This is a genomic window from Sphingomonas sp. RS6 (assembly GCF_054489705.1).
Map to the genome: position 1 here is coordinate 81224 of NZ_JBTMWM010000010.1, position 26022 is coordinate 107245.

At 66.8% G+C, this 26022-nt stretch carries 29 protein-coding genes and 1 other RNA gene; 24 read left to right on the plus strand and 6 right to left on the minus strand.

What is annotated here, in order from left to right; genetic code table 11:
• The first annotated feature begins 29 nt into the window (after positions 1–29).
• From ACX40Y_RS15700 to ACX40Y_RS15745, 10 genes are all read left to right on the plus strand, one after another.
• Complete coding sequence (locus ACX40Y_RS15700; protein WP_459120576.1) at positions 30–1166, plus strand: FtsW/RodA/SpoVE family cell cycle protein; 1137 nt, start codon at positions 30–32, stop codon at positions 1164–1166.
• Positions 1163–2314, plus strand: coding sequence for an undecaprenyldiphospho-muramoylpentapeptide beta-N-acetylglucosaminyltransferase (gene murG, locus ACX40Y_RS15705; RefSeq protein WP_459120504.1), 1152 nt, complete (start codon positions 1163–1165; stop codon positions 2312–2314). Before ACX40Y_RS15700 ends, murG begins: the two co-directional genes overlap by 4 nt.
• A 13-nt stretch (positions 2315–2327) precedes the next feature.
• Positions 2328–3740 (plus strand): UDP-N-acetylmuramate--L-alanine ligase, encoded by a 1413-nt coding sequence (murC, locus tag ACX40Y_RS15710; protein ID WP_459120505.1) that lies wholly within the window; start codon positions 2328–2330, stop codon positions 3738–3740.
• Positions 3741–3960: 220 nt separating this feature from the next.
• Positions 3961–4842: a UDP-N-acetylmuramate dehydrogenase gene (murB, locus tag ACX40Y_RS15715; RefSeq protein WP_459120577.1), complete on the plus strand. Its 882-nt coding sequence runs from the start codon at positions 3961–3963 to the stop codon at positions 4840–4842.
• Between the two features lie 157 nt (positions 4843–4999).
• Entirely contained in the window at positions 5000–5920 is a 921-nt protein-coding gene (locus tag ACX40Y_RS15720; RefSeq protein ID WP_459120506.1) for a D-alanine--D-alanine ligase, read from the plus strand.
• Positions 5917–6885, plus strand: a complete 969-nt coding sequence (locus ACX40Y_RS15725) for a cell division protein FtsQ/DivIB (RefSeq protein WP_459120507.1) — start codon at positions 5917–5919, stop codon at positions 6883–6885. Before ACX40Y_RS15720 ends, ACX40Y_RS15725 begins: the two co-directional genes overlap by 4 nt.
• 7 nt (positions 6886–6892) lie before the next feature.
• On the plus strand, positions 6893–8155 hold the full coding sequence (gene ftsA / locus ACX40Y_RS15730; RefSeq protein ID WP_459120508.1) for a cell division protein FtsA: 1263 nt from the start codon (positions 6893–6895) through the stop codon (positions 8153–8155).
• A 110-nt stretch (positions 8156–8265) separates the two neighbouring features.
• Positions 8266–9729, plus strand: coding sequence for a cell division protein FtsZ (ftsZ, locus tag ACX40Y_RS15735; protein ID WP_459120509.1), 1464 nt, complete (start codon positions 8266–8268; stop codon positions 9727–9729).
• Between the two features lie 90 nt (positions 9730–9819).
• The gene (locus ACX40Y_RS15740; protein ID WP_459120510.1) at positions 9820–11472 is read left to right on the plus strand and encodes a tetratricopeptide repeat protein; all 1653 of its coding nucleotides are present in this window, start codon (positions 9820–9822) and stop codon (positions 11470–11472) included.
• 40 nt (positions 11473–11512) lie between these two features.
• Positions 11513–12679: a deoxyguanosinetriphosphate triphosphohydrolase gene (locus ACX40Y_RS15745; RefSeq protein ID WP_459120511.1), complete on the plus strand. Its 1167-nt coding sequence runs from the start codon at positions 11513–11515 to the stop codon at positions 12677–12679.
• A gap of 6 nt (positions 12680–12685) precedes the next feature.
• Here ACX40Y_RS15745 and ACX40Y_RS15750 read toward each other — a convergent pair whose 3' ends face one another.
• A complete protein-coding gene (locus tag ACX40Y_RS15750) occupies positions 12686–13504 on the minus strand; it encodes a TorF family putative porin (protein WP_459120512.1) in 819 nt (272 codons plus the stop codon).
• A gap of 259 nt (positions 13505–13763) precedes the next feature.
• Between ACX40Y_RS15750 and ACX40Y_RS15755 the strand changes: the two genes are divergently transcribed.
• Positions 13764–14030: a hypothetical protein gene (locus ACX40Y_RS15755; RefSeq protein ID WP_459120513.1), complete on the plus strand. Its 267-nt coding sequence runs from the start codon at positions 13764–13766 to the stop codon at positions 14028–14030.
• A gap of 92 nt (positions 14031–14122) precedes the next feature.
• On the opposite strand, the gene ACX40Y_RS15760 is transcribed toward ACX40Y_RS15755, so the two are convergent.
• Positions 14123–14398: a hypothetical protein gene (locus tag ACX40Y_RS15760; protein WP_459120514.1), complete on the minus strand. Its 276-nt coding sequence runs from the start codon at positions 14396–14398 to the stop codon at positions 14123–14125.
• Positions 14399–14618: 220 nt separating this feature from the next.
• Here ACX40Y_RS15760 and ACX40Y_RS15765 point away from each other — a divergent pair, with 220 nt between their 5' ends.
• The 8 genes from ACX40Y_RS15765 (at position 14619) to tatC (ending at position 20500) form a co-directional block, all read left to right on the plus strand.
• Positions 14619–15656 (plus strand): DALR anticodon-binding domain-containing protein, encoded by a 1038-nt coding sequence (locus ACX40Y_RS15765; RefSeq protein ID WP_459120515.1) that lies wholly within the window; start codon positions 14619–14621, stop codon positions 15654–15656.
• 4 nt (positions 15657–15660) lie between these two features.
• Complete coding sequence (locus ACX40Y_RS15770; RefSeq protein WP_459120516.1) at positions 15661–16389, plus strand: SPOR domain-containing protein; 729 nt, start codon at positions 15661–15663, stop codon at positions 16387–16389.
• 61 nt (positions 16390–16450) lie between these two features.
• On the plus strand, positions 16451–17458 hold the full coding sequence (nagZ, locus tag ACX40Y_RS15775) for a beta-N-acetylhexosaminidase (RefSeq protein WP_459120517.1): 1008 nt from the start codon (positions 16451–16453) through the stop codon (positions 17456–17458).
• Between the two features lie 45 nt (positions 17459–17503).
• Positions 17504–18244 carry a segregation and condensation protein A gene (locus ACX40Y_RS15780; protein ID WP_459120518.1) on the plus strand — a complete coding sequence of 247 codons (741 nt, stop codon included), beginning with the start codon at positions 17504–17506 and terminating at the stop codon, positions 18242–18244.
• The gene (gene scpB, locus ACX40Y_RS15785) at positions 18241–18858 is read left to right on the plus strand and encodes an SMC-Scp complex subunit ScpB (protein WP_459120519.1); all 618 of its coding nucleotides are present in this window, start codon (positions 18241–18243) and stop codon (positions 18856–18858) included. The genes ACX40Y_RS15780 and scpB overlap by 4 nt, the downstream gene beginning before the upstream one ends.
• 100 nt (positions 18859–18958) lie before the next feature.
• The gene (locus ACX40Y_RS15790; protein ID WP_459120520.1) at positions 18959–19195 is read left to right on the plus strand and encodes a twin-arginine translocase TatA/TatE family subunit; all 237 of its coding nucleotides are present in this window, start codon (positions 18959–18961) and stop codon (positions 19193–19195) included.
• Between the two features lie 67 nt (positions 19196–19262).
• The gene (gene tatB, locus ACX40Y_RS15795; RefSeq protein ID WP_459120521.1) at positions 19263–19697 is read left to right on the plus strand and encodes a Sec-independent protein translocase protein TatB; all 435 of its coding nucleotides are present in this window, start codon (positions 19263–19265) and stop codon (positions 19695–19697) included.
• A complete protein-coding gene (tatC, locus tag ACX40Y_RS15800) occupies positions 19694–20500 on the plus strand; it encodes a twin-arginine translocase subunit TatC (RefSeq protein WP_459120522.1) in 807 nt (268 codons plus the stop codon). The genes tatB and tatC overlap by 4 nt, the downstream gene beginning before the upstream one ends.
• Positions 20501–20602: 102 nt before the next feature.
• Here tatC and ACX40Y_RS15805 read toward each other — a convergent pair whose 3' ends face one another.
• From ACX40Y_RS15805 to ACX40Y_RS15815, 3 genes are all read right to left on the minus strand, one after another.
• Positions 20603–20737 carry an entericidin A/B family lipoprotein gene (locus tag ACX40Y_RS15805; protein ID WP_459120523.1) on the minus strand — a complete coding sequence of 45 codons (135 nt, stop codon included), beginning with the start codon at positions 20735–20737 and terminating at the stop codon, positions 20603–20605.
• 305 nt (positions 20738–21042) lie between these two features.
• Positions 21043–22545: a sensor histidine kinase gene (locus ACX40Y_RS15810; RefSeq protein WP_459120524.1), complete on the minus strand. Its 1503-nt coding sequence runs from the start codon at positions 22543–22545 to the stop codon at positions 21043–21045.
• Between the two features lie 85 nt (positions 22546–22630).
• Positions 22631–22798 carry a NepR family anti-sigma factor gene (locus ACX40Y_RS15815; RefSeq protein WP_459120525.1) on the minus strand — a complete coding sequence of 56 codons (168 nt, stop codon included), beginning with the start codon at positions 22796–22798 and terminating at the stop codon, positions 22631–22633.
• Positions 22799–23073: 275 nt separating this feature from the next.
• Between ACX40Y_RS15815 and ACX40Y_RS15820 the strand changes: the two genes are divergently transcribed.
• The 3 genes from ACX40Y_RS15820 to ACX40Y_RS15830 all read left to right on the plus strand — a co-directional run bounded on the left by ACX40Y_RS15820 (position 23074) and on the right by ACX40Y_RS15830 (position 24835).
• Complete coding sequence (locus ACX40Y_RS15820; RefSeq protein ID WP_459120578.1) at positions 23074–23871, plus strand: response regulator; 798 nt, start codon at positions 23074–23076, stop codon at positions 23869–23871.
• Positions 23872–23945: 74 nt separating this feature from the next.
• Complete coding sequence (locus ACX40Y_RS15825) at positions 23946–24083, plus strand: hypothetical protein (RefSeq protein WP_459120526.1); 138 nt, start codon at positions 23946–23948, stop codon at positions 24081–24083.
• Positions 24084–24184: 101 nt separating this feature from the next.
• Positions 24185–24835: a sigma-70 family RNA polymerase sigma factor gene (locus tag ACX40Y_RS15830; protein WP_459120527.1), complete on the plus strand. Its 651-nt coding sequence runs from the start codon at positions 24185–24187 to the stop codon at positions 24833–24835.
• 9 nt (positions 24836–24844) lie between these two features.
• Here the strand turns inward: ACX40Y_RS15830 and ACX40Y_RS15835 are convergent, their stop codons facing one another.
• Positions 24845–25537, minus strand: a complete 693-nt coding sequence (locus ACX40Y_RS15835) for a DUF2490 domain-containing protein (protein WP_459120528.1) — start codon at positions 25535–25537, stop codon at positions 24845–24847.
• A gap of 135 nt (positions 25538–25672) precedes the next feature.
• Here ACX40Y_RS15835 and ACX40Y_RS15840 point away from each other — a divergent pair, with 135 nt between their 5' ends.
• The gene (locus ACX40Y_RS15840) at positions 25673–25801 is read left to right on the plus strand and encodes a hypothetical protein (protein WP_459120529.1); all 129 of its coding nucleotides are present in this window, start codon (positions 25673–25675) and stop codon (positions 25799–25801) included.
• 46 nt (positions 25802–25847) lie between these two features.
• An RNA gene (ffs, locus tag ACX40Y_RS15845) (signal recognition particle sRNA small type) lies at positions 25848–25945 on the plus strand.
• Positions 25946–26022: the final 77 nt, after the last annotated feature.

The window sequence follows — 26022 nt, forward strand, 5'->3', positions numbered from 1 at the left end:
TCAATCGCGCCAGTAGGTCGCGGGCGGGGATGTGGTTCTGGGAAGTTGACCGGGTGCTGCTGCTGCTCGCGCTGCTGTTGATCGCGATCGGTTTGGTGGCGGTGGCGGCGGGGTCGCCCGCGACGGCGCGGCGTTACTCGGGCGCGTCGCATGTCGTGCCGGCGATGTATTATTTCTGGCGGCAGCTGATGTGGGTGTGCGTGTCGGTTCCGGTGCTGATCACCGTATCGATGCTGCCGACGACGCTGGCCCGACGACTGTCGGTTGCCGGCGCGATATTCTTCCTGCTGCTGATGATGTTGCTGCCGGTGATCGGGCATGAGGTGAATGGTGCGAAGCGCTGGATCAGCCTGGGCATTTCGGACCTGCAGCCATCGGAATTCCTGAAGCCGCTGTTCATCGTCTCGACCGCCTGGATCCTCTCGTTTCGCGCCAAGGACCCCGAGCTGCCGGTGACGATCGTCACCGGCGCGATGACCGCGCTGATCGCGGTGCTGCTGATGCTCCAGCCCGATTTCGGGCAGACTATCCTGTTCGGCACGGTGTGGGTGATCCTGCTGATGCTCTCCGGCATTTCGCCCGCGGCGATCGCGGGGCTGGGCGGCGTCGCGGTCGGCGGCGTTGTTGCGGCCTATCTCTTCTACGGCACCGCGCGTACCCGCATCGACAATTTCCTGTTTCCCACCAAGGAAGCGGCGCTCGCCGATCGGTACCAGGTTGAAATGGCGCACGACACGCTGACCGCCGGCGGCCTGTTCGGCGCGGGGCCGGGCAGCGGCCAGATCAAGTTCCGCCTGCCAGAGGCGCATACCGACTATATCTTCGCGGTGATCGGCGAGGAGTTCGGGCTGATCGCCTGCGCGGTGATCGCGCTGCTGTATCTCGCCATCGTCGTCCGCGTGCTGATGAAGCTGCTCGACGAGGAAGACCCGTTCCGGCTGCTCGCAGCGGCCGGGCTGGCGGCGCAGTTCGGCGTGCAGGCGCTGATCAACATGGCGGTGAACACCGGCATCGCCCCGTCCAAGGGGATGACCTTGCCCTTTGTCAGCTATGGTGGATCGTCGATGATCGCGTTGTCGATCGGCTATGGGCTATTGCTCGCTTTCACGCGGCGAAACCCGTATTTGAAGCGCTCGTCCTTTAGCGCTCGCTGGAGCAACGCATGACCGAACCGCGCAGTTACGTCCTCGCCGCCGGGGGCACGGGTGGGCATATGGTGCCCGCCGCAGCGCTCGCTGCCGAACTGGCCGCGCGCGGACACCATGTTGCGCTGGTGAGCGACGATCGCGGCGTGCGCTTCCCCGGCCTGTTCGAGGATGTGGAGACGCATGTACTCCCGGCGGGCCGGCTGGGCGGCGGGCTGCTCGGCTATCTGAAGGCGTCGCGCAAGATGATGGCGGGGCGCGCGATGGCGCTGAAGCTGTATCGCGAGATGATGCCCTCTGCAGTGATCGGGTTCGGCGGCTATCCCGCCTTTCCGGCGCTGCTCGCAGCGTTTCGCGCCGGCATCCCGACGATCGTTCACGAGCAGAATGCCGTGCTGGGCCGGGTCAACCGGTTTGTCGCTGGCAGGGTGAATGCGATCGCAACCTCCTATGGCGAGGTCGAGCGGATGAAGCCCGGTTGGGCCGCCAAGACGCATCTGGTGGGCAACCCCGTGCGCGAGGCGGTGCTGGCGCTTCGCAACCGGCCCTACCCGATTCTGGAGGAGGACGGCATCTTCCGCGTGCTGGTGACCGGCGGCAGCCAGGGCGCGTCGATCCTGAGCCAGGTGGTGCCCGACGGGCTCGCGCTGCTGCCGGTGCATTTCCGGCGCCGGCTGCAGGTGACGCATCAGGCGCGGGTTGAGGACATCGAGATGGTGCGCGCCAAATATCAGGCCCACGAAATTCCTGCGGAGATCGCCACCTATCTGCCTGACCTGCCCGAGCATCTGGCCTGGGCGCATGTCGTGATTGCACGGGCAGGTGCGTCGACGATTTCCGAGCTGACGGCGGCGGGCCGCCCGGCGATCCTGGTGCCGCTGCCCAGCGCGACCGACGATCACCAGACCGCAAATGCGCGCGAGATCACCGCAGCGGGCGGCGCCCGCACGATCCCGCAGCGCGCCTTCACCGCAACCGAACTGGCCAAGCAGATGCAGAAGCTGGGCCTCGACACACAGGCGCTGGAAAATGCCGCAGCACGGGCGCGGGGCTGTGGCCGGCCGAACGCTGCGAGCGATCTGGCCGATCTGGTGGAATCGATCCACGCGCCGCGGGCGCCCGCCGGACGCACCCGGACCACCATCAGGACCAAGCCGGCTTTCGCATGAGGATTTCGAACGCATGAAGGGCGTCGCCACCGACATCGGTACCATTCACTTCGTCGGCATCGGCGGCATCGGCATGTCGGGCATCGCCGAGGTGATGCATAACCTCGGCTACAAGGTGCAGGGCTCGGACGTCGCCGATAGCTACGTCGTCCAGGGCCTGCGCGATCGCGGCATTCCGGTGACGATCGGCCATGCCGCCGAGAATCTGGGCGAGGCGGCGGTGGTGGTGGTCTCCACCGCGATCGTCCGCACCAACCCCGAGGTGGAAGCGGCCTATCAGAACCGCATCCCCGTGGTGCGCCGCGCCGAGATGCTCGCCGAGCTGATGCGGCTCAAGTCCACCATCGCGGTGGCGGGCACCCACGGCAAGACGACGACCACCTCAATGGTCGCGGCGCTGCTCGACGCGGGCGGGGTGGACCCGACCGTGATCAATGGCGGGATCATCAACCAGTACGGCTCCAACGCCCGTCTGGGCGACAGCGACTGGATGGTCGTGGAGGCCGATGAGAGCGACGGCAGCTTCCTGCGGCTCGACGGCACCTATGCGATCGTCACCAATATCGATCCCGAGCATCTCGACCATTATGGCTCGTTCGAGAAGGTCAAGGCGGCGTTCGTCGAGTTCGTCGAGAATGTGCCCTTCTACGGCGCGGCGCTGCTCTGCCTCGATCACCCGGAAGTGCAGGCGATCATCCCGCGCGTTCGCGACCGGCGGATCGTCACCTATGGCTTCGCTGCCAGCGCCGATGTGCGCGGCGTGAACGTGACGCCGCATGCCGGGGGCAACCGGTTCGAGGCGATCATCCGCAACCGCGACGGCACCACCCGCTCGATCGAGAATATCGAGCTGCCGATGCCGGGCCGCCACAATGTCCAGAACGCGCTGGCCGCGATCGGCGTGGCGCTGGAGCTCGGCATTCCGGATGCGACGATCCAGCAGGGTTTCGCCAAGTTCGGCGGGGTCAAGCGGCGCTTCACCAAGGTCGGCGAAGTCGCGGGCGCGGCGATCATCGACGATTATGGGCACCACCCGGTGGAGATCCGCGCGGTACTGGCGGCGGCGCGCGAGAGCACGCGCGGCCGGGTGATCGCGGTGGTGCAGCCGCACCGCTATTCGCGGCTGGGCAATCTGATGGACGAGTTCGCCCAGGCGTTCAACGACGCCGACATGGTGTATGTGGCGCCGGTCTATCCGGCGGGCGAGGCGCCGATCGAGGGCGTTCATGCCGATGCGCTGGTCGAGCAGATCTCGCATCGCGGGCACCGCGCGGTGGCGGCGACGACCGACGCGAGCGCGCTGGCGGGGGCGTTAAGCGGTGTCGTGCGCGAGGGTGACATGGTCGTGTGCCTCGGGGCGGGGGACATCACGAAGTGGGCGGCGGGTCTTGCGCCAGCGATCGCGGCTGCGCGGGGGGATGCGTGAGCTTGGCGACGAACCCGATCCTCCCCTGCGAACGCAGGGGAGGGGGACCGCGCTGCGCAGCAGCGTGGTGGAGGGGCCGCCGCGCCAGCGGCGGTGGCCTTCCGTTGCAGCGTGCTCCGCGCCTGACGGCTCGGCCCCTCCACCACCTCCTGCGGCGGCGGTCCCCCTCCCCGAGCTTCGCCCGGGGAGGAATTTGCGTGCTGGAGCGCGGCCTGTGAACATGCCCCCCGTTCGCGGCAGACTTACCCCGAACGCCCCGCTCGCCCCGCTGGTGTGGTTCAAGAGCGGCGGTGCGGCGGAGTGGCTGTTTGAACCGGCTGATGCCGACGACCTCGCCAGCTTCCTCGTCGACCTCGATCCCGCCACGCCGGTGATGGGCCTCGGCCTCGGCTCGAACATGATCGTCCGCGATGGCGGCGTGCCCGGCGTGGTGATCCGCCTCGGCAAGGCCTTCGCCGCCGTCGAGCAGCTGGACGACACAACCCTGCGCTGCGGCGGCGGCGCCTCGGGCATCCTCGTCTCGTCCAAGGCCCGTGACTGGGGCATTGGCGGCATCGAGTTCCTGCGCTCGATCCCCGGCACCGTCGGCGGTTTCGTGCGGATGAACGGCGGCGCCTATGGCCGCGAGACCTGCGATATCCTCGTCGAGTGCGAGGTCGTGCTGCGCTCCGGCGAACGCCGCGTGCTGGCCAATGCCGATCTCGGCTACACCTATCGCCACAGCAATCTGCCGGAGGGCGCGATCGTGGTCAGCGCCAGTTTCCGCGGCTTCCCCAAGGCCTCGGACGACATCCAGGCCGAGATGGACCGCATCGCCGCAGCGCGCGAGGAATCGCAGCCGTTGCGCTCGAAGACCGGCGGCTCGACCTTCAAGAACCCGGAAGGCCACAAGGCCTGGGCGCTGGTCGATGCGGCCGGCTGCCGGGGCCTTCGTCGCGGTGACGCGCAGGTGAGCGAGAAGCATTGCAACTTCCTCCTCAACCTGGGGGAAGCGACCAGCGCCGATATCGAGGCGCTGGGCGAGGACGTCCGCGCGCGGGTCAAGGCGCAGTCGGGCGTGGAACTGGAATGGGAGATTCAGCGCGTGGGAGTGGCGAAGTGAAGAGGCGGTCCAAGATCCTCCCCGGTACGGGGAGGGGGACCGCGCGGCACAGCCGCGTGGTGGAGGGGGCTCTTCGCGCCGAACTCCCTTGCCTCACGCCCCCTCCACCAAGCCGCTTCGCGCCTTGGTCCCCCTCCCCGTGCCGGGGAGGATTGGCATGACGCAAGCTCTCCACATCGCCGTGCTAATGGGCGGCTGGTCGGCCGAGCGCGAAGTGTCGCTGATGTCAGGCGCCGGCGTCGCGGATGCGCTGGAGAGCCTCGGCTACCGCGTCACCCGGATCGACCTGGACCGGAACGTCGCCGCCAAGCTCGCCGAAGCCAAGCCGGACGTGGTGTTCAACGCCCTCCACGGCACGCCGGGCGAGGATGGCAGCGTGCAGGGCATGCTCGACCTGATGGGCATCCGCTATACCCACTCGGGTATGGTCACCTCGGTGATCGCAATCGACAAGCAGCTGACCAAGCAGGCGCTGGTGCCGCACGGCATCCCGATGCCCGGCGGGCGGATGGTGTCGCGCGAGGAGCTGTACCGGCAGGATCCGCTGCCGCGTCCCTATGTCCTCAAGCCGGTCAACGAGGGCTCGTCGGTGGGCGTGGCGATCGTCACCGCCGAGAGCAATGTCGGCAATCCGATCCACCCGGATGCCCGCGGTCCCTGGCAGGAGTTCGACGCACTGCTCGCCGAACCGTTCATCCGCGGGCGCGAGCTGACCACGGCGGTGCTGGGCGACCAGGCGCTGGGCGTGACCGAGCTCAAGCCCAAGAGCGGCTTCTACGACTATGAGTCCAAGTACACCGACGGGCTGACCGAGCATGTCTTCCCGGCGCAGATCCCGGACGAGGTGGCCGAGGCGTGCAAGCGGATCGCGCTCGACGCGCACCGGCTGCTCGGCTGCAAGGGCGCCTCGCGCGCCGATTTCCGCTGGGACGATACGCAGGGCGTTGATGGGCTGTTCCTGCTCGAGGTCAATACCCAGCCCGGCATGACCCTGCTCAGCCTGGTGCCCGAACAGGCGCGCCATCTGGGCATCGACTATGCTAGCCTCGTGCAACGGATCGTCGAGGAGGCATTGTGAGCCGCAGGCCCGCCCAAGCGCAGCGCGCGACCACCCGGCGAAACGCGAAGCCCGCGCCGCGCGGCAAGAGCCGTCGCCCGAACCGGCCGAGCATCGTCGATCAGGCGATCGCCGGGCTGCCGTTTGGGCCGGCCGCGCTCCACCGGATCGTCACCTGGGGCATCGTCGGCACGGTCGGTGCGGTGGTGCTGGGCATCGGCGTGTGGGCGGGCGTGCCGCAGATGATCGGCGTGGGCGTGGCTCAGGCGATCGGCGATGCCGGCCTGCGCGTCGACGAGATCCAGATCGACGGGCTGAAGCGTATGGATCGCGCCACCGTCTACGATCAGGTGCTCGATCAGGATTCGCGCGCGATGCCGCTCGTCAACCTCAACGATGTTCGCGATCGCCTGCTCAAATTCCCTTGGGTACGCGACGCGCGCGTGTCTCGGCGGCTGCCCAGCACGCTTCAGATCACCATCGACGAGCGCACGCCCGCCGCTATCTGGCAGAACCACGGCCAACTGATGCTGATCGATCCGACCGGCGTGCCGCTGGAGCCGGTGTCGCTCGCCGCGATGCCGAACCTGCCGCTGCTGATCGGCGAGGACGCCAATTCGCAGGAGCCCGCGCGCCGCCATCTGCTCGATACGCAGCCGGCGCTGAAGCCGCTGGTCAAGGCGGTGACCTGGGTGGGCAATCGCCGCTGGGACATCATCTTCACCTCGGGCGAGAAATTGCAGCTGCCGGAAGGCGAGGCGGCGAGCATCGCCGCGCTGCGCAAGTTCGTTCAGATCGATGCCGCGCAGCGTCTGCTCGGTCGCGGCTATCTCGGATTTGACATGCGCGACCCAAGCAAGTTGATTGTGCGGCGCCAGGGCGTGATCGAAGCGCCGGTGGCGGCGGTTCCGACGAGCATCACGATTGCGCCGGCAGCGGCGGAAGCGAAACCGGCGATGGCCGGCACGCAAGTTCAGGGGGAATAAGCGGGCGATGGCGAAGGTTGCACCCGAAGGGCTTATCACTGCGCTCGACGTCGGTTCGTCGAAGGTATCGGCGCTGATCGCGCAGCGCGGCGAGGGCGGACAGCTGATCGTGCTGGGCACCGGCCAGCGCGAGAGCCGGGGCGTCAAGCGCGGCTATGTCGCGGACATGCACGCGACCGAAATCGCGATCCGCGAAGCCGTGGAGCAGGCCGAGCGCATCGCCGGATTCAACATCGAGGACGTCTGGGTCAGCTTCTCGGCCGGCGGGCTGGTGTCAAGCGTGGTGAAGCTCGAGGCCGATCTGGGCGGGCATCGCGTCGAACAGAGCGATATCGACGACCTGCTCAAGGCCGGCCGCGATGCGATCGACCCGCAGGGCAGGATGGTGCTGCATGCACAGCCGACGCGCTACACGGTCGACGGGCTTGGCGGCGTCAAGCGGCCGCTGGGGCTGCACGCCGATCGGCTGGGCGTCGACGTTCATGTCGTGGCGACGGACGGCTCGCCGGTTCGCAACCTCGATCTGTGCGTGCGGTCAGCCCATCTTGAGGTGCGTTCGATCATCGCCGCGCCGGTGGCGACCGGGCTTGCCTGCCTGACCGAGGAGGAGCGCGAACTGGGTGTCGCACTCGTCGAGATCGGTGCTGGCGTGACCAACGTCTCGGTCTTCGCGCAAGGCGTGCTTGCCGGGCTGGCGTCGATTCCGATGGGGTCGGCCGACATCACCGACGATATCGCCGCCGCGTTCGGCACCGCGCGCGCATGGGCGGAGCGGACCAAATGCTTCCACGGTTCGGCCAATGTCAGCCCGCGCGACAATCGCGAGATGATCGAAGTCGCGCCGGCGCTGCCCGAGGAAGGCGTGGAGGGGCCGCGTATCACCAAGGCGACGTTGAACACGGTGATTCGCCAGCGGCTCGAACGACTGACGGGCGAGATCCAGAAGGAACTGAAGAAGCTGGGCTTTCTGGGGCCGGTTGCGCGGCAGATCGTGCTGACGGGCGGCGGCGCCGAACTGGCCGGCATCGCTGATTATGCGCAGCAGGCGTTGGGCAGCTCGGTCCGCGTCGGCAGGCCGCGCGGCCTGATCGCCTTGCCGAACGCGCATGGCGGACCGGCCTTTTCGACGCTGGCGGGGCTCGCGCATTTCGCAGCTGCCGACCCGATCGATCTGCGCGCGCTGGAGCCGAGCCGGCATCAGATGGTGACGCGAACCAATCCGAGCGCGCTGTTGCAGCGGCTGATGGCGGCATTTCGGGCAAATTATTAAGGAAATGCGTCCGGCAGCCCGCTTAGGGCTAGAGTCGCGGCGCAGCTTCGTGCAGAAACGAATAAACGGCAGTGCGTCGTCGCCGACGTGCAGCCTCGGGAGACCATAGAATGAGTATCGATTTCCTTCCGCCCGACGTGGACGAGCTGACGCCCAAGATCACCGTGATCGGCGTCGGTGGCGCGGGTGGCAACGCCATCGCCAACATGATCCGTGCCGAGGTTCAGGGCGTCGAGTTCCTGGTCGCCAACACCGATGCGCAGGCGCTGAAGCAGTCGAGCGCACCGCAGCGCATCCAGCTGGGCGCGAAGATCACGCAGGGGCTGGGTGCCGGATCGCGGCCCGAGATCGGCCGTGCGGCGGCCGAGGAGACGATCGAGCAGGTCCAGAAGTCGCTCGAAGGCGCGCATATGTGCTTCATCGCCGCCGGCATGGGCGGCGGCACCGGCACCGGCGCGGCGCCGGTGATCGCCAAGGCCGCGCGCGACATGGGCATCCTGACCGTCGGCGTCGTCACCAAGCCGTTCGCGTTCGAAGGCAAGCGCCGCGCGCAATCGGCCGAGGCCGGCATCGATGAGCTGCAGAAGTATGTCGACACGCTGATCGTTATCCCGAACCAGAACCTCTTCCTGATCGCCAACGCGAACACGACCTTCAAGGAAGCGTTCGAGATGGCCGACGAGGTGCTGCAGCAGGGCGTGCGCGGCATCACCGACTTGATGGTCATGCCCGGCCTCATCAACCTCGACTTCGCCGACGTCCGCTCGGTGATGCAGGAAATGGGCAAGGCGATGATGGGCACCGGCGAGGCGGACGGCGACGACCGCGCGCTCGTCGCCGCGCAGAAGGCGATCGCCAACCCGCTGCTCGACGGTGTGAGCATGAACGGCGCCAAGGGCGTGATCGTCTCGATCACCGGCGGCGAGGACATGCGCCTGCTCGAGGTGGACGAAGCCGCGAACCATATCCGCGAACTGGTCGATCCCGATGCCAACATCATCTGGGGTTCGGCATTCAACCCGGAGCTGGAAGGCCGCATCCGCGTGTCGGTGGTCGCTACCGGCATCGATGCGAGCGCCGAGAACCGCCCGGCACCGACCGAGCAGCCGCGTGTCTTTTCCTTCTCCACGCCGCGTCGCAGCCCTTCGGTCGAGCCCGCACCGGCGTCGACGCCGACGCCGAACGTTGCGGCCGAGCCCGACGTCAGCGCGGAACCCGAAATCGCGGCGCCCGTGCCCGCTGCCGAACCGCAGCCGCTGAGCCAGGAGCCGGCGGCGCCGCCGCCCGCAGAAGAGCCTGACGAACTGCTGCTCGGCGCCGAGGCGATGGTACCGGACCCGGCACCTGCACCCGAGCCGATCGCCACCCCTGCACCAGAGGCACCGGCCGGACGTCGGCGCTGGCTGACCGGCGGCGACGACGATGCCGGCGATGCCCGCCCGGCGCGCGCGAAGAGCGGCGGTACGCTGTTCGAGCGGATGGCGTCCGCTTCGCGCGGCAGCAAGGCGGTCGAGGAAGACGAGAAGGATCCGCTCGACATCCCGCGCTTCCTGCGCAGCCAGAACAATCAGTAACATGCTCGCCGCCTCCGGGGCCCGGTTCGCCGTGCCCGGGGGCGGCGGCTCATTGGCGGTTCAGTGCGCCCGGCGCAGAACCGGTTTGGCATGATCCGATTCTCTCCCCTGCTATTGGGCGCGGCCGCGGTGGTGGCGTTGCCTGCGACAAGCGCCGGTGCGCAGACCGAAATCGTCCAGCAGCGCAACCCGCTCGCCGACGCGCTCGCCATCCAGATGCGCGTGCTGGCCGAAAACCCGCGCGACGTGGATGCGCTGCTCGCCGCCGGTCAGCTGAGCACCAGGCTGGGCGACTATGCCGGGGCGCTCGCCTTTTTCCAGCGGGCCGAGGCGGTGGATGCCACCAATCCACGCATCCTGAACGGGCGAGCATCGGTGCTGGTGCGAACGGAGCGGCCCGGCGAGGCGCTTCGCCTGTTCCAGCAGGCGGAGGCGCGCGGCGTCGATCCGCGCGAATATGCGGCCGATCGGGCCTTTGCCTATGATCTGCTCGGCCAGCCGCTTCTGGCGCAGCGCGACTATCGGCTGGCGCTTTCGCAGCGGCGCAATGACGAGGTGGTGCGTCGCTACGCACTGTCGCTCGGGATCAGCGGCGACATGGCGGGCGCGCTGCGCGAACTCGATCCACTGGTACGGGCACAAGATCGGCCGGCGTGGCGGGCCCGGGCGTTCATCCTCGCGATGAACGGCGACACGGCGGGTGCCGAGAAGATCGCTGCGACGATGATGCCGGGTAATCTGGGCAAGGAGATGCTGCCGTTCTTCCGGCGGCTGGAGCGCATGCCGCCCGCGGATCGCGCCTTCGCCGTGCATTTCGGCGAGCTTTCGCCGAGCAAGGCCAGGCTGGCGGACGCGCGGCAGGCACCAACCTTGCCGCCCTATACGCCTGAGATCAGGCCGGCTCAGGCGGCGGTCGTGCCCCCGGCACCGGCCACGGGCGCGACACGCGGATCTGGGCGACGCGGGCGGACGATAGCGACAGCGCCGGCCGCAGCGGCAGTTGCGCCGGCTGCGCGACCGGCGGTGGCCGCCAGCCCTCGACCCGAGCCGAACACCCTCGTCCCGCCCCGCAAGGCGGCGGAGGCACCCGCAGCGGGGCGCCCGATCGAGACAGCTCAGGCCCCGGCGCCGAGGCCAACGCCAGCGCCGGCAGCGGTCGCCACTCGCCCAGCACCAGCGCTTGCGTCCCCCCCGCTGCAGCGGCCCGCAAGAACGCCTGCGGAGGCGAGTGCGCTCGCGTCGATCATGTCGGGCATCACGATTCCGGGCGAGGAGCTGGAATTGACGCGACGTCCTCCGCAAGCATCCGTGGCCCAGCAGGCGGCACCCGCGACAAAGGCGACCGGGCCTGTCGTGGCGGCGGGCCGCGCCGAGCCGGTCGCAAAGGCGCCCCCGCCAAAGGCGGAGCCCGTCGCGGCCAAGCCCGCACCCAGGAAGCCGGCGCCCAAGAAGCCCGATCTGGCCAAAGCCGATCCGGCGCGCGTCTGGGTTCAGGTCGCGGGCGGCGCCAACGAGACGATGCTGCCGCGAGCGTGGAAGGCGGTCGTCGCCAAGGCGCCGGCTGCATTCAAGGGTAAGTCCGGCTGGTGGACCCCGTTGCGGGCGACCAACCGGCTGCTCACCGGCCCGTTCAAGACCGCCGACGAGGCGCAGACCTTCGTCAACATGCTGGCGAAGCAAGGCGTTTCGGCGTTCGTGTTCACGAGCGAACCCGGCCAGAAGGTGACGCGGCTCGCACCCTGACCCTTCGACAAGCGGTGCGTGACGCGCTAGGGGAGCCGGCGTGAAAGCTTATTCTTCCTGGGCCTGTCTGCCCGGACAATCCCGCGGCCGTCGCCATCCCGAAACCGGCGGCGGCGCACGCGGCCCGCGCGACGCGTTCCAGCGGGACCGTGATCGCATCATCCATTCGATCAGTTTCCGCCGGCTACGCCACAAGACGCAGGTGTTCATGGCACCGGACGGCGATCATTTCCGCGTGCGGCTGACGCACAGCCTGGAAGTCGCGCAGATCGGGCGGGCCATTGCCCGAACGCTCGGCCTTAACGAGGACCTTACCGAGGCGCTGTGCCTCGCGCACGACATCGGCCATCCGCCGTTCGGGCATGCTGGCGAAGATGCGCTGGAGGCGGCGCTGGCCGGCAAGGGCGGGTTCGACCACAACGGACACACGCTGCGCACGCTGACGCTTCTCGAACGCCCCTATCCGGGCTGGGACGGCCTGAACCTCACCTGGGACACGCTGGAGGGGCTTGCCAAACACAACGGCCCAATCGCCCAGCCGCAATGGGCGCTTGCGGCGGCGGACCGCGAATTTCCGCTCGAACTCGACAGCTGGCCGTCGCTCGAGGCGCAGGTGGCCGCGATCGCCGACGACATTGCCTATGACAATCACGATATTGACGACGGGTTGCGCGCGGGGCTGTTGACGCTGGATCAGCTCTTGTCCGTTCCGATGATCGCGGCGGCATGGCGCAATGTCGAGGCGCGCTTTCCCGGCGTACCGGCGAAGCGGCTGACCGGTGAGCTGACGCGGTCGCAGATCGGCGCGATGGTAAACGATCTGATGCGCGAGACCCGGTCGCGGATCACGCGTTCGGGCGTGGAAACCGTGGACGACGTTCGCGCCGCCGGCGAATGCCTGTCCGGGTTTTCCGATGCGATGCGCGAGGACGAACGCGAGCTGAAGCGGTTCATGTACGCCAACCTGTACCACCATCCCAGCCAGCTGGCGGCTGCCGAATCGGCGCGCCGGGTGGTCTCCGGCCTGTTCGATGCCTATGCCGCCGATCCGGCGCTGATGCCGCCGGAATGGCGTGCAGCGGTGCCCGCGGACGAACCTGCGCGCAGCCGCCACATCGCCGATTTCATCGCCGGGATGACCGACCGCTACGCCATTGCCCGCTATCGCGAGATCCTGGGCGACATCGATCTTCCCGACGCATTCTGACCAGCCTCAGAAGGCGGCGCTGACCGAGAACACCACCTGGCCGGCGGCAATCGACGAGCCGTCCTTGGTGCTGGCGAAATTGGGCAGTAGATAGGCGCTATCTGCACGCGTGATGCTGGTATCGACATAGGCGACGCCAAGCACCACTGGCCCGAGTGCGAGATCGGCGCCGATCAGCCAATCGGCATAGCTACCCGTTGGCGCAACGCTGGTGCCGTTCGGGCCGAGTCCGGGATTGCCGTCCGAATAGCCGAGATGCGCCTTCACCGTGACCGGTGTGTTGGGAACGCCGGTGCTGACATCGCCCCAAATGTAGAAATTGTCTTCCTTGTCGCCTTCACGGCTTTCAGGGGTCGCGCTCCAGTTGCCCAGCGCCTGCTGCGATGGTGCATAGGCCACGCCGACCAGCGCCGACACAGGCCCCACCGTGCCGCTCAGCTTGACATAGGGTTCGGCAAAGTCGGTCTTCGATGCGCCGCCCGGATACATGTACCAGGTGAGGCCGACGTCCAGCGAAACGGCATCGGTGAGCGGTGTCTTGAACCCGCCGACGAGATCGAGTTCCGTGTTCGATCCGCCGAACGTACCCCAGCCGGCCAGATTCGAGGCCCAGACCGCGCCGTAAAGGCCGCTCTTGTGCGAAACGGTGAGGCCGCCCTGCACGGCCATTTCCTCGTCGGTCTGAGAAACGCCGCGGAAGCGATAGTCAGAAACAAGCGCCACGCTGCCGGAAACGGTAACCGGGGGAGCGGGCTCGGCTTCCTGGGCGAGCGTGGGAGAGGTGGTGGCGAGCAACAACAATGCCGCGCCCAGATAATTTTTCATGAACATTCCCCTTTATTTGGCGAATGTTCCTTCCTGCGTCCGGACGGCACCCATCTCTCGCGCAGCACCTGCGTGGGATAACTATCCTTCCGGAAATCAAATCCTCCCAGCGCCGTGTGGCTGATTGATGGCGGGACTGTAACAAAGTGTTGCTGGGTGGCCTGGTCTTTGCAAGAAACGCTTTGTTACTGAGGAGCAAGTCGACGGCAAACCGGCGTTGCTAAATCCTGTTCAACGGGATTTGGAAGAGGACGCCAACGTGAAGCTTGTTGCACTTGCTCTGGCGACGACGATTGTAGCAATGCCTGCCGCCGCGCAGTCGCTGCACGAAACGCACCAGCGTGTCTGGATGCCGGCGGGCAAGAGCCATGTCGTGACCTGGCGCATGCGTGATCGCGCGCCGACCGAGGCAAGGCACCATCACCAGGCAGGCAAGGGCATGATGCCCGCCAAGCGCGTGGAAGAAGCGAACAAGATCATGGACCGGCAGACCGGTGGCGCTGCACTCGCCACTGGACAGGAGTAAGACGCCCCCCCCTGAGCCTGGCCTGCCGGCCCATGAAAAAACCCCGCGGTCGCCCAGGCGGCCGCGGGGTTTGATCTTTTGGTGCGGAAGGCTCAGCGCTGGGCGAGCTGGATTTCCTTCTGCTCCGGCACGCGGAACGAGACGCGCGAACCGGCGGCGACGCCTTCGACCCAGCCATTGCGGACGACGAGGCGGAACTTCGCGTTGTCCGGCTTGGCGACGCCCTCGAGGATCTGGGCATTGCCCTTGGTGGTCGAGGTGTAGACATAGGTCACGCCATCGCGGGTGAAGCTACGCTCGTCATCCTTGGCGAAGGCGGGCGTTGCAACGAAAAGCGTGGCGGCGACAGCAATCAGAAAACGGGTCACGATCTTTCTCCTTCGTGATGCGAAAAGAGCCAGATCGGCATCCTTCTTGTGTTCTTGCGACCAAAAATGTTGCAACGCACCATGATCGGCAACCGCAAAGATCGGTACTCAAGGTTGCAGTGAACGCAATCGCCCCATGTTGGGGCGCTTTGACGTCGCCCATAGGTGACGCAGCGCGGCAACTGCGCCAAAGGAACCGCGTGCCTTTGCCTGTTCGCCCATGTCGCTTCACGCACGCCTGATCGCGCGGCTGACTGCCGCCATCGAGCCGCTGGCACCTGCCGGTTGGTGCGCGGAAAGGGTGACGCTTTCGCCCGTTCGGGGCGAGCGCAACGGCGATCTGGCGATCAATGCGGCGATGCTGCTCGCCGCGGCCGGCGCTGGTGAGTCGATGGCGATCGCGGCGGCGATCGCCGATGCGATGCGGATGTCCCCGGATATCGCCGCGGCAACGATTGCGACGCCCGGTTTCGTCAACGTCAGGATCGCCGATGCGGCGCTGCTGTCAGAATTGTCGGTGATCGCAGCGGCGGGAAACCGTTATGGCGCGCGTGAGTCGATCGGGCATCTGCAACCCACCGTCACGACTGCCGCGCCGCACGATTTTCGCTCGGCGGCCGTTGCCGCTTCGATCGCGCGGATGATCGACTTTGCTGGTGCGCCGACGGCGCCGGCGGCAGCCGATGGCGTGATGGCTGTTCCGGCGGCTGGCCCGGTCGAACTGAAGTTGCGGGACGCGCCAATCGGGCTGGATGACGCGCTCGCGCTCGCTGGCGCAGACCTGCTTCGCCACGCAATGCTGATGGACGCTGCCGCGCGTCCGATTTCGATCGATATGGCGCGCCTGCTCGACCTGTCTGCGCGAAATCGCGTGCTGGCGGTGCATTATGTCTCCGCCCGGATCGCCCGGAACGACCGCCATGCCCAGGAGTGCGGGCTGGGCGATGCAAGCCCCGAAGACCTGTCCCTGCTTGACACAGACGAGCATGCGGTGGTGCGTAGCGCCGCATGGTTTCCGGCGATTCTCGATCAGGCCGCATTGCATGCGGCGCCCGAGAGGATCGCCGGCTTTATCAGCGACTTGTCGATCGGGTATCTGGCCGTGCATGATCGCTGCTTTCTGGAGCCCGCCGGCCGGATCGTCGATCCCGAGCAGCCGGCGCGGACCCGGGCGCGGCTTTCGCTGGGCAGGGCGATCGGGCAAATCATATCAAATGGGCTCACGCTGATCGGCGTCGAGGCCGCCGAGGAGATGTGAAGCGATGGGCATTGGTGCCGACGGCAGGTACGATTCCGACGAGCGCCTTCCCTGGCTGGAAACGGTCGAGGATGCATATGAGGAGCCGCGTCGCGGGCGCGTGTTCCTGCTCGTCTTCGCGGGGCTGATCCTGCTCGGTGCGGTCGCCGCGCTGCTCGTGTGGCACCGGACACAGGGGGGGCAGGGCGGCAATGGCGAATTGATCCCGGCGCCGCCCGGCGACTACAAGATCAAGCCCGAGGAACCGGGCGGCATGCGCGTGGACGGCGAAGGCGACACGGTGTTCCGCACCAGCCAGGGCGCCGCGAGCAACGCCAGCATCAATGTCGCCGCGCTCCCCGAGGCGCCCGTCGAAGGACGGATCGCGCCGAAGCCGGCCAAGGCGCCGACGCAGCCGACGAATCGCGCCACCATTCCGCTGCCCAAGGCCGAACCGATCGCGACCCTGTCGCGTGCGACGAAGGCGCCCGACGGGCCATCGCTGGGTGCGGGATCGGGATCGCTGGTCCAGCTTGGCGCCTTTCCGAGCGAGGGCGCGGCAAATATCGCATGGGTGCGGCTGGCCAAGCGGTTTGCGTATCTCGAGCCGTTCGGCAAATCGGTGGAGCGCTATGTCGATCCGGCCGGCAAGACCTTCTACCGGCTGCGCGTCAATACCGGCAGCAACGGCCAGGCCCGTGAGATCTGCGGGCGCCTGAAGGTGGCGGGTGAGCGCTGCTTCGTAGCGAGCTGAAGGGGCGGGGTCGGTGCAGCGGGGCATTTGCGCCCGCGCCGTGATCCGCTAGGCAGGCGCGATGAAGCCTGTCATTTTTGGTATCGCCGGACTGGCGCTGAGCGACGAGGAGCGCGCCTTCTTTCGTGAGGCGAACCCGCTCGGCTACATCCTGTTCAAGCGCAACTGCGGCGATCCCGCGCAGATGCTGGCATTGACCGATAGCTTGCGCGAGCTGAGCGGCCGGGCCGACCTGCCGATCCTGATCGACCAGGAAGGCGGGCGCGTCGCGCGGATGCAGCCACCGGTGTGGCCGGCATTTCCAGCCGGCGCGGCTTTCGACGCGCTGTACGACAAGGCGCCGATTTCCGCGATCGAGGCGGCGCGCGTGAACGGGCAGGCGCTGGGGCGGATGCTGAATGCCGTCGGCGTGACAGTCGATTGCGCACCGCTGCTCGATGTCCGCCAGCCCGACGTTACCGATGCGATCGGCGACCGCGCGCTGGGCGGCGAGCCGATGCGCGTCGCCGCGCTCGGGCAGGCGATGCTCGACGGGCTGCGTCGCGGCGGCGTGGTTGGCGTCGTCAAGCACATGCCCGGGCATGGCCGCGCGCTGGTCGACAGCCATCTGACGCTCCCACGGGTTGCTGCCGACGAGACGGCGCTGGCCGACGACATCGCGCCGTTCGCACGACTGGCCGACGCGCCGATGGGCATGACGGCGCATGTCGTGTTCGAGGCGTGGGACGCGGATCGCCCGGCGACGCTGTCGCCGCGCGTGATCGGCGAGATCATTCGCGGCCGGATCGGCTTTGACGGCCTGTTGTTCAGCGACGATATCGACATGAAGGCGCTGAGCGGTACGCCTGCCGAAAAGGCGGCCGGCGCGATTGCCGCCGGCTGCGACGTGGTGCTCGACTGCTGGGCACGGATGCCGGAGATGATCGATATTGCCGCGACGCTGCCCGATGCGTCCGATGCGTGCCGGCAGCGGCTTGAGCGGGCGATGGCGACGATCGCCGACGGGCCGGAGGATGCCGAGATGGCCGCGCTGCTCGAGACGCGCGACGCGCTGCTGGCGCTGGCATAAGCACGCGCGGGGCATGACAGCGCCCGGCGCCTCTGCTTAACTCCGATGGTGAGCGAGGCGGGCGACGACATCCTGACGATCGAGGTCGAGGGCTGGGAAGGGCCGCTCGATCTGTTGCTGGCGCTTGCCCGCACGCAGAAGGTGGACCTGCGCCGGATTTCAATCCTCGAACTGGTCGAACAATATCTGCGCTATATGGGCGAGGCGCGTGCGCTGAAGCTGGAAGTGGCGGCTGATTATCTGGTGATGGCGGCGTGGCTCGCCTATCTGAAATCGGCGCTGTTGCTGCCGCGCAACCCGGAGGAATCGCCGAGCCCGGAGGAACTGGCGCTGCGGCTGCAGCTCCGGCTCGAACGGCTGAATGCGATGCGCGAGGCGGGCGCGCGGCTGATCGCGCGCGATCGCATGGGCCGCGATGTGTTTCCACGCGGTGCGCCGGAGGGGCTGCGCGTCGTCCGCCAGGCGCGGTGGAACGTCGAACTCTATGACCTGATCGCCGCTTATGGCCGGATCAGCGCACGCACCCGGCCGGTGATGCACGTGGTGGCACAGCGTGATGTGATGACGCTGGAAGAGGCGATCGCGCGCGTGTCCGGGCTGATCGGCGTGGACATCGACTGGCGCACGATCGAAAGCTTCCTGCCGGATGGCGCGCGGGGCAGCTATCGGCGTTCGGCACTGGCGTCCTCGTTTCTCGCCGCGCTCGAGCTCGCGCGGCAGGGGCGCATCGAGCTGCGCCAGCAGGCGCCGTTCGCGCCGCTCTATCTGCGGGCGGCGCAGCCATGATCGGGCCGGACGATCCGGTCCGCGCGGTCGAGGCTGTTCTGTTCGCTGCCGAAGCGCCGCTCACGATCGAGGAGATTCGCCTGCAGGTGGGGCCCGGGATCGGCGTGTCCGATGTGCTGGCGACGCTTTCCGCGCATTATGCCGGGCGGGGGATCGAACTGGTCGAACGCGGCGGGCGCTGGCATTTCCAGACGGCGGCCGATCTCGCCCATCTGTTGCGGCGGGATCGCGAGGACAGCCGCAAGCTGAGCCGCGCCGGCATCGAGACGCTGGCGATCATCGCCTATCACGAGCCGGTGACGCGCGCCGAGATCGAGGCGATTCGCGGTGTCCAGATCTCCAAGGGCACGATCGACGTGCTGATGGAGGCGGGCTGGATTCGGCCGGCGGGGCGGCGCGAGGTGCCCGGCCGGCCGCTCACCTATGCGACGACGTCGGGCTTTCTCAGCCATTTCGGGCTGGCCAGCCGCCGTGACCTGCCGGGGATCGAGGATTTGAAAGCGGCGGGCCTGCTCGATCCGGTCGATCTCGCGCTCGAGCAACGCGATCGGGAGGGCGGCGAGGGCGATCAGGCCGACGAGGATCAACGCGAAACTGTCATCGACGACGATTAGGCGCGACTGACAGAGTCGGCTGCCGGTATCGCCGGCACCATCAACCGTTGCCGTGCGCCCCCATCAGGCCTAGATAGGCAGGAAGTTAAGGAGATTGTTCATGGGTAGTCTGAGCCTGATGCACTGGCTGGTGCTCGGCGTCGTTGCGATCCTGCTGCTTGGCGGCGGTCGCTTTTCGAACATGATGGGCGACGTGGCGAAGGGCATCAAGAACTTCAAGAAGGGCATGGCCGAGGATGACGAGGCGCCCAAGCAGGCGACCCGCATCGAGGGTAAGCCCGCGCCGGACCCCGCCTTCAAGGCAGAAGCCGAGCATAGCCGCGAAGAGCAGCGCTGAGCCGCCTCTCCGTTTGTTCATCAGAATAGGTGCGCCCGCCCGCGGGCGTGCATGAGGCCTTGGTCGGATGCTGGACGTCGCCCCGACGGAATTGCTGCTGGTTGCCGTGGTGGCGTTGCTCGTGATCGGCCCGAAGGACCTGCCCCGCGCAATGCGCGTGGTGGGCAAATGGGTCGGCCGGGCGCGCGGTGTGGCCCGCCAGTTCCGTTCCGGTTTCGATACGATGATGCGCGAGGCCGAACTGGCCGAGCTGGAGAAGCAATGGGCCGCCGAGAATGAGCGGATCATGCGCCAGTACCCGCCCAATTCGCTGCCTGCGCCGGACGCGCCGGAAGCGATTGCCGGCGAAGAGCCGGGGCCGGTGATGACGCCGCAGCCGGAACTGAAGCCGGAGCCAGCGGGCGAGCCGGCGGCCGTGGAGGTACGGGGGGCCGCCGCTGCTGACGCTCCCGTGTCCGCGCAGGACGCCCCCTCTTCCTCGGTCGAGGAGCCGCGCGCATGAGCCGGTCCTCCGCCGACGAAATCGACAACACCCAGGCGCCGCTGCTCGAGCATCTGATCGAACTGCGCCGCCGGCTGCTCTGGTCGCTGGTCGCGTTGGCGATCGCCTTCGGTGGCTCGCTCTATTTCTCGCGCCGGATCTTCGCGGTGCTGGTCGCGCCGCTTAAGGCTGCCGGGCAGGAAAAGATCATCAATACGCAGGTGTTCGGCGGCTTCGTGGTCGAGATCAAGGTCGCGTTTTTCGCAGCGCTGATGATCGCGTTTCCGGTGGTCGCGAACCAGCTGTGGCAGTTCGTTGCCCCGGGGCTGTACCGCAAGGAGAAGCAGGCGCTGCTGCCGTTCCTGCTCGCGACGCCGGTGCTGTTCATCGCCGGTGCGTGCATGGCCTATTTCGTCGCCATACCGGTGGCGCTCCAGTTCCTGCTGAGTTTCCAGGGGTTGGTGGGCGATACCGGCGTGCGGCAGGAGGCGCTGCCCGACGTCAACGATTATCTGAAGTTCGTGATGCAGTTCATCTTCGGCTTCGGACTGTCGTTCCTGCTGCCGGTGCTGCTGATGCTGCTCGAACATGCCGGCATCGTTACCTATGAGCAGCTGAAGGGCGCGTGGCGCTATGCGGTAGTGGGAGCCGTGGGCATTGCAGCGGTGCTGACCCCACCCGACGTTGGATCGCAGCTATTGCTCGCGGGGCCGCTGATCGCACTGTATTTTCTGGCGCTCGGCGCGATCTGGTTCACGCGCCGGCGCCGTGAAAAGGCCGTAGCCGACGATAACGTCGATGAGGCGAGCGGCGACGCGGCCTGAAGTTGGCGGCATCGGCGGGCGGTGCTGTAATTTCCGGGAAGGTCAGGCTGCGATGTCGGCCTTGGGCACGGCATCGCAGCGCTGGTGCAGTGGTGGTTCGTCTTACTTGGCGTCGTCAGCCGTCTTGGCGACGGTGTCGCCCGCGGAGGCGACGTCCTTGCCTGCACCCTCGATGGTGTTGCAGGCCGAAATCATGAACATGCTGGCGAGCGCGGCGCAGGCAAAAATCTTACGCATTGAACTATCTCCTAAACGCCCTGAGGGACCGGGGATTAATGCAGGACCGGGCAAAATCGTTCCGCGTCCGCACTCACGGCAAACGCCGTCCGCGACGAATGGCGTCCGCCCGGCGATCCAGTGATGGGGGTGAAAATGAATAAGCCCGGAAGCGTCACCGGGGGGGGGAGGGTTGACGCTTCCGGGCCCATGTCTTGGATAGCGAGAGCGGGGGGGCAAAGGTCGCTATCCGCACCTAAGAACGCCGCCCTTCGATCCCGGTTCCCGGGCACGGAATCTTTTTTTGATGGTCGGCGAAATGGCGTTCAGGGGCGCCCGTTAATCAGCATCGTCGCTTCATAGGCACCGACCAGCGGATCATGGTGGAGCTGCGTGCGCAACTGCCTCGCCAGGCCGAGCAGCACGCGACCATAACGCTGCTCGACCAGGGCCTCGAAGGCGGGGCTGTCGACCAGGGCCGGAGAGGACACCCGCAGCGTGGCGCGGCTTTCGTCGTCTGCCGTCTTAATCGAAATGCGGATCTTGGCTTCCGGATTGCACCCCATTGCCAGTTCGACGATTTCAGTTAGCAGGAATGCGACGGCGATCGCCACATCCTGGTTCACCAGCAGCGATTCGATGTCGATGCCGATCGCCATGCCGCGTGAAGTCGCCGGCGCCGTCGCGCGCAGATTGGCGGCAAGCTCGCCGACGACAGACCGTAGTTCCAGCCCGCGCGTTTCTTCCATCTCCGCATAGTGATGGCGGTGAACCACCGCCAGCGCATCCACGCGCCGCTGGATCGACGCATAGGCTTCGCCGGCCTCCGCCCCCTGGGCGCCGCGGGCATGGAAGTTGATCAGGCTGGAGATGACCTGGAGATTGTTTTTCACCCGGTGATGCACTTCGCGCGTCAGTCGCGTCTGGCGGACCAGCCCCTCGGCAAGATCGGCCTCGTGCGCGCGTACCGTGCGGCTGATCTCGGTGAAGGTCTCGCCTAGGTCGCGGATCTCCTGTGCCGGGATCGGGCCGAGCCGCTGCGTGTCGATCACTTCGCCGGGCTGATAGTTGGCGACGCTCGTGCGCAGTCGACGAAGCGGCCGAATCAGCAGGATGTTGACGACGAACCAGCCGATCGCCGCCGCCGCGATCCACATCAGCACCAGCAGCACCGTGGCGATGACCAAGGGCGACGTAACGGGTACGCCCGGCATCGCCATTTCGAATTCGAGACCCCCGACGCCCAGACGGGTTCGTTCGGTCTGTTGCCTGTCGAGCGTGGGGCGCGAGGCCAGCGCACGAAGCGTCAGGCGATTTGACCCCTGCAGGAGTGCGGCACCGTAATCAGGCACAAAGCCGCTGGGCCGCGCCAGCGATGCCAGCAGATCGCGCGGATAAAAGGCCGAGGCGACCCCGCCCGCGTCTCCGCGTATCTGAATCAAAAGCCCGCCGGGTACGAGCGTGGCGCGGATGTCGCCTTGGGGCGAGGCCACGGCCTTCCCCTGCGTCACTGACGCCAAGGGCTCGCCGCAAAGCGACCGGCCCCTGGCATCGCGAACGACGAAGCGGGCATTGCGCTGTGCGGCATAGGTGCCCGCCAGCCGCATGCAACTGGCGGCATCGTTCGGATCGCGCTCGAGCGCGCCGAGCGTATCGCGCAGCTGGGCAACGTGGTTGGCAAACAGCGTTTCGAGCACACCTGTGCTCTCGCTGGCGGCCGCACTCAGCTTCGCATTGGTTTCATCGACGGCCGTGCGGGTCGTCCGCATCGTGGTGAACAGCGCGATCAGGGCAAGGGGAAGCAGCGCACCGACGAGAATGAGGAACACTTTTGCGCCCGTGGGCAGGCGCGCCACGGCCGCCGAGAAACCCCGGGGCCGTCGCTCGGATTCCGATCTTTCCATTCGTGAAGGGTTAATCCAGCTTCTTCAGCAGGTCGAGCAGATCGTCCGGAATAGACTCCTGCAAGGCCTCGTCATACGCCTGGCGCAATGCGTCGCCAACCACGCGGTCGGGGCGGCTTGCCTCTTCTCCGCCCGGATTTTTCGGCGGTTTTTTCTGATGGTCTTTCGCGGAACGCACCAATTCCCCCCTGAGGGCTCAAACTATCCGGACAAACGGACAAAAAGCGACAATCACGGCCCGGCGCCCCGAATACCGCCAATGGCGCCGAGCGCAAGCACGCGGCGTGATGATAAGCGGACCGACCGGTCGGGGGATGAAACCAAACACGCTCTTGATTGTTCCACGAACGATGCGAAATCCGGGGAGGGGTTCCTTCGGGCGTCGGAATCGATTGAAATTAGACCGTGGCGGGACGAAAGCTGCTGCGGCACTCGATGGAGAAATATCAGATCATGTCGCTTGGTCAGCAACTTGCGCCGCACCTTCCCTTGCTGCGTCGTTACGGTCGTGCGCTTACCGGCAGCCAGGCCGATGGCGATCGCTATGTTCGTGCATCGCTCGAAGCGATCGTGGCCGCGCCCGATCAGTTCCCCCGCGACGTCGATCCGCGGCTTGGCCTGTACCGCACCTTCCAGGCGATCTGGCAATCGTCGCAGTGGGACGGCGGCGAAAATGACGGCGTCGACGCCAATGACGACGAATCGATCGCCCGCAAGCGGCTTGCCAAGCTGGCGCCGCTTTCCCGCCAGGCATTGCTGCTGACGACGGTCGAAGGCTTCACGCCCGAAGATACCGGCTATCTGATCGGCGAAAGCGCCGATCGCGTTGCCGAACTGGTTGCTGAGGCGGTGGCCGAGATCGAGCGCCAGACGCGGACCCGCGTGATGATCATCGAGGACGAGCCGCTGATCGCGATGGATCTCGAGCAGATCGTGCGCGATCTGGGCCACGACGTGACCGGTGTTGCCGTGACGCGGGACGAAGCGGTTGCGCTGGCGATGGAGGATCGCCCCGGACTGGTGCTGGCCGACATCCAGCTCGCCGACGACAGTTCGGGCATCGACGCCGTGAAGGACATCCTGGCCCAGTTCAGCGTTCCGGTGATCTTCATCACTGCTTTCCCGGAACGGCTGCTCACCGGCGAACGCCCTGAGCCGACCTTCCTCATCACCAAGCCGTTCCAGCGCGAAACGGTGAAGACGACGATCAGTCAGGCGCTGTTCTTTGACGAGGCAACCATTCCCGCCTGAAGTCCGGCGTGAAAAAAAGTTGGGCGGGTTCCACCTGATACGGAGCCAAAACGGTTCTGGCGTGTTGATAGGACATGGCTGAGCAGGAAAAACCCGCCCATATCTCGACCGATCGTGCTCGCGCAGGCACGACGCCAGGCGTGACGCGCTATGTACTGGCCGTCAGTCTGCTTCTTGTCGTCGTGATTTTTGCCATTATCCTGTTGGTTTAAGCGGCGGTCAGGACCATATGGCGTTGACGCTGACCGAGGCGGTGGCAGCCCCCGGCTTTATTCCACAGTGCGACAACATGCGCGTAACCGAACGGGGATGCATGACCGAATCTAACCAGTCGGAACAGGCAGCAGCCACGCCGCAGCATGCGGCGCCTGAGCATGTTTCGCTGTCCGATCCTGAGTTCAAGATCCAGCTTGCGCAGGTGATCCCGCATCTCCGCGCGTTCGGCCGTTCGCTGTCGGGCAGCCGCGATCTCGCGGACGATCTGGTTCAGGAAACGCTGCTGAAGGCATGGGCGGCGCGCAAGCGCTTCCAGGCCGGCACCAACATGCGCGCCTGGACGTTCATCATTCTCCGCAACCTGTATCTCAGTCAGATGCGCCGCGCGCGCTTCAAGGGCGAATGGGACGATCTGGTTGCCGACCGGCTGCTCGCCGCGCCCGCGACGCAGGATCGCCATGTCGACCTGAACGACATGCAGCGTGCATTGCTTCACCTGCCCCAGCCGCAGCGCGAGGCGTTGATTCTTGTGGGCGCAGGCGGGTTCGCCTATGAGGAAGCTGCGGAAATCTGTGGCGTCGCTGTCGGCACGATCAAGAGCCGTGTCGCGCGCGGGCGCGTCGCGCTGGAATCGCTGCTGACCGAAGGGCAATTGCCGACGCGCCGTTCCAGCACGTTGAACGCCGATGGGCGTTCGGCGCTCGACACGATCATGGGCGAAGTCGACGAACTCAGCCGCGATCGCTGAACCGGGCCATCAGAACAGCCGCGCCTGAGCGGTGATGGCGAGCACATGGTTCGAGCGATCGTCGCCTTCGCGAAAGATATGCTGATAGAGATAGCCCGGCTCGATCGTCGTGCCGCGGGCAATCGGCAGTGACACCCCGGCGAACAGGCGCGTCTGATCGAAACCGGCATGTTGCCCCCAGCGGGTATCGTCGAGCGCGACGAACGTCTCGTTCCAGAGGACGGCCTTGATCTTCCCGTCATCGGCGACCGGCAGCGTGGCGCGGAGCTGTTGGCGGAGACGCCAGCCCAGATCGCCGCTACCCTCGACCAGCCGCTGCTCGAGCCGCGTGCGTCCGCCGATCGTGAAGTGGTCGTTCTGGAACAGACGATAGGCAATCTGTTGCCACGCCCGATGTTCATCGCTGCTGGCGGGACCGGCGGGATCGGTGTGGACATAGGCATAGCCCAGCGTCACGCTGGTGCCGCCCTTCAGCCTGTATGTCAGGCTTGGACGCAGGACCATCTGTCCGGCCCGCGATGAGTCATCGGTCAGGCGGAGTTGCGTCTCCAGCGTGGCGTCGACGCTGGGTGCGATCGGCGCCGCGATGCTGAGCGAGCCCCAGGACTGGGTATCGTCCTGTGCTTCTGCAGGTGCCGACGCGAAGGCAAGGGCCAGAAATGGCGGCAGCATGGCTGCCGAGTGCGACCGGGCGGTTCTCATCGACGCCCGTTGCGCCTGCTCTGTTCCGGATTGCAACCGCAAAGGTGAGGCATGGGCGGAGGCGCTTCGGGCTTTTGCGGATGGCGCGCGCAGCCGTTCAGAGGAAAGATCGCCGGACACAAGGGAGTTTGGGCGATGCGACTGGATGAACGGGATATGCGGCAGACGGGGTTCGGCCCGGGCGTCACGGTGATGATTGCGATTTCGGCGCTGATCGTGATCGCGGTAACGATCCTGTGGCGGCTGAACCTGATCGCGGGCTGATCGCCGGCGCCCCCTTGCTTCGCGCGCAGCCTTCCCCCATATGCGCCGCGGGAGTCGGGCGGACGGTGCCGTCGCCAACCCGGTCAGGTCCGGAAGGAAGCAGCCGTAACGATTTCGCTCCGGGTCGTTCCGGCTCCCACCCTCCTCAAACACGCATCCCTCATGTCCGCTGCTGACGAAATGGCCGCGCAGTGCCGCTGCCGCGCGTGACGCTATCGCGA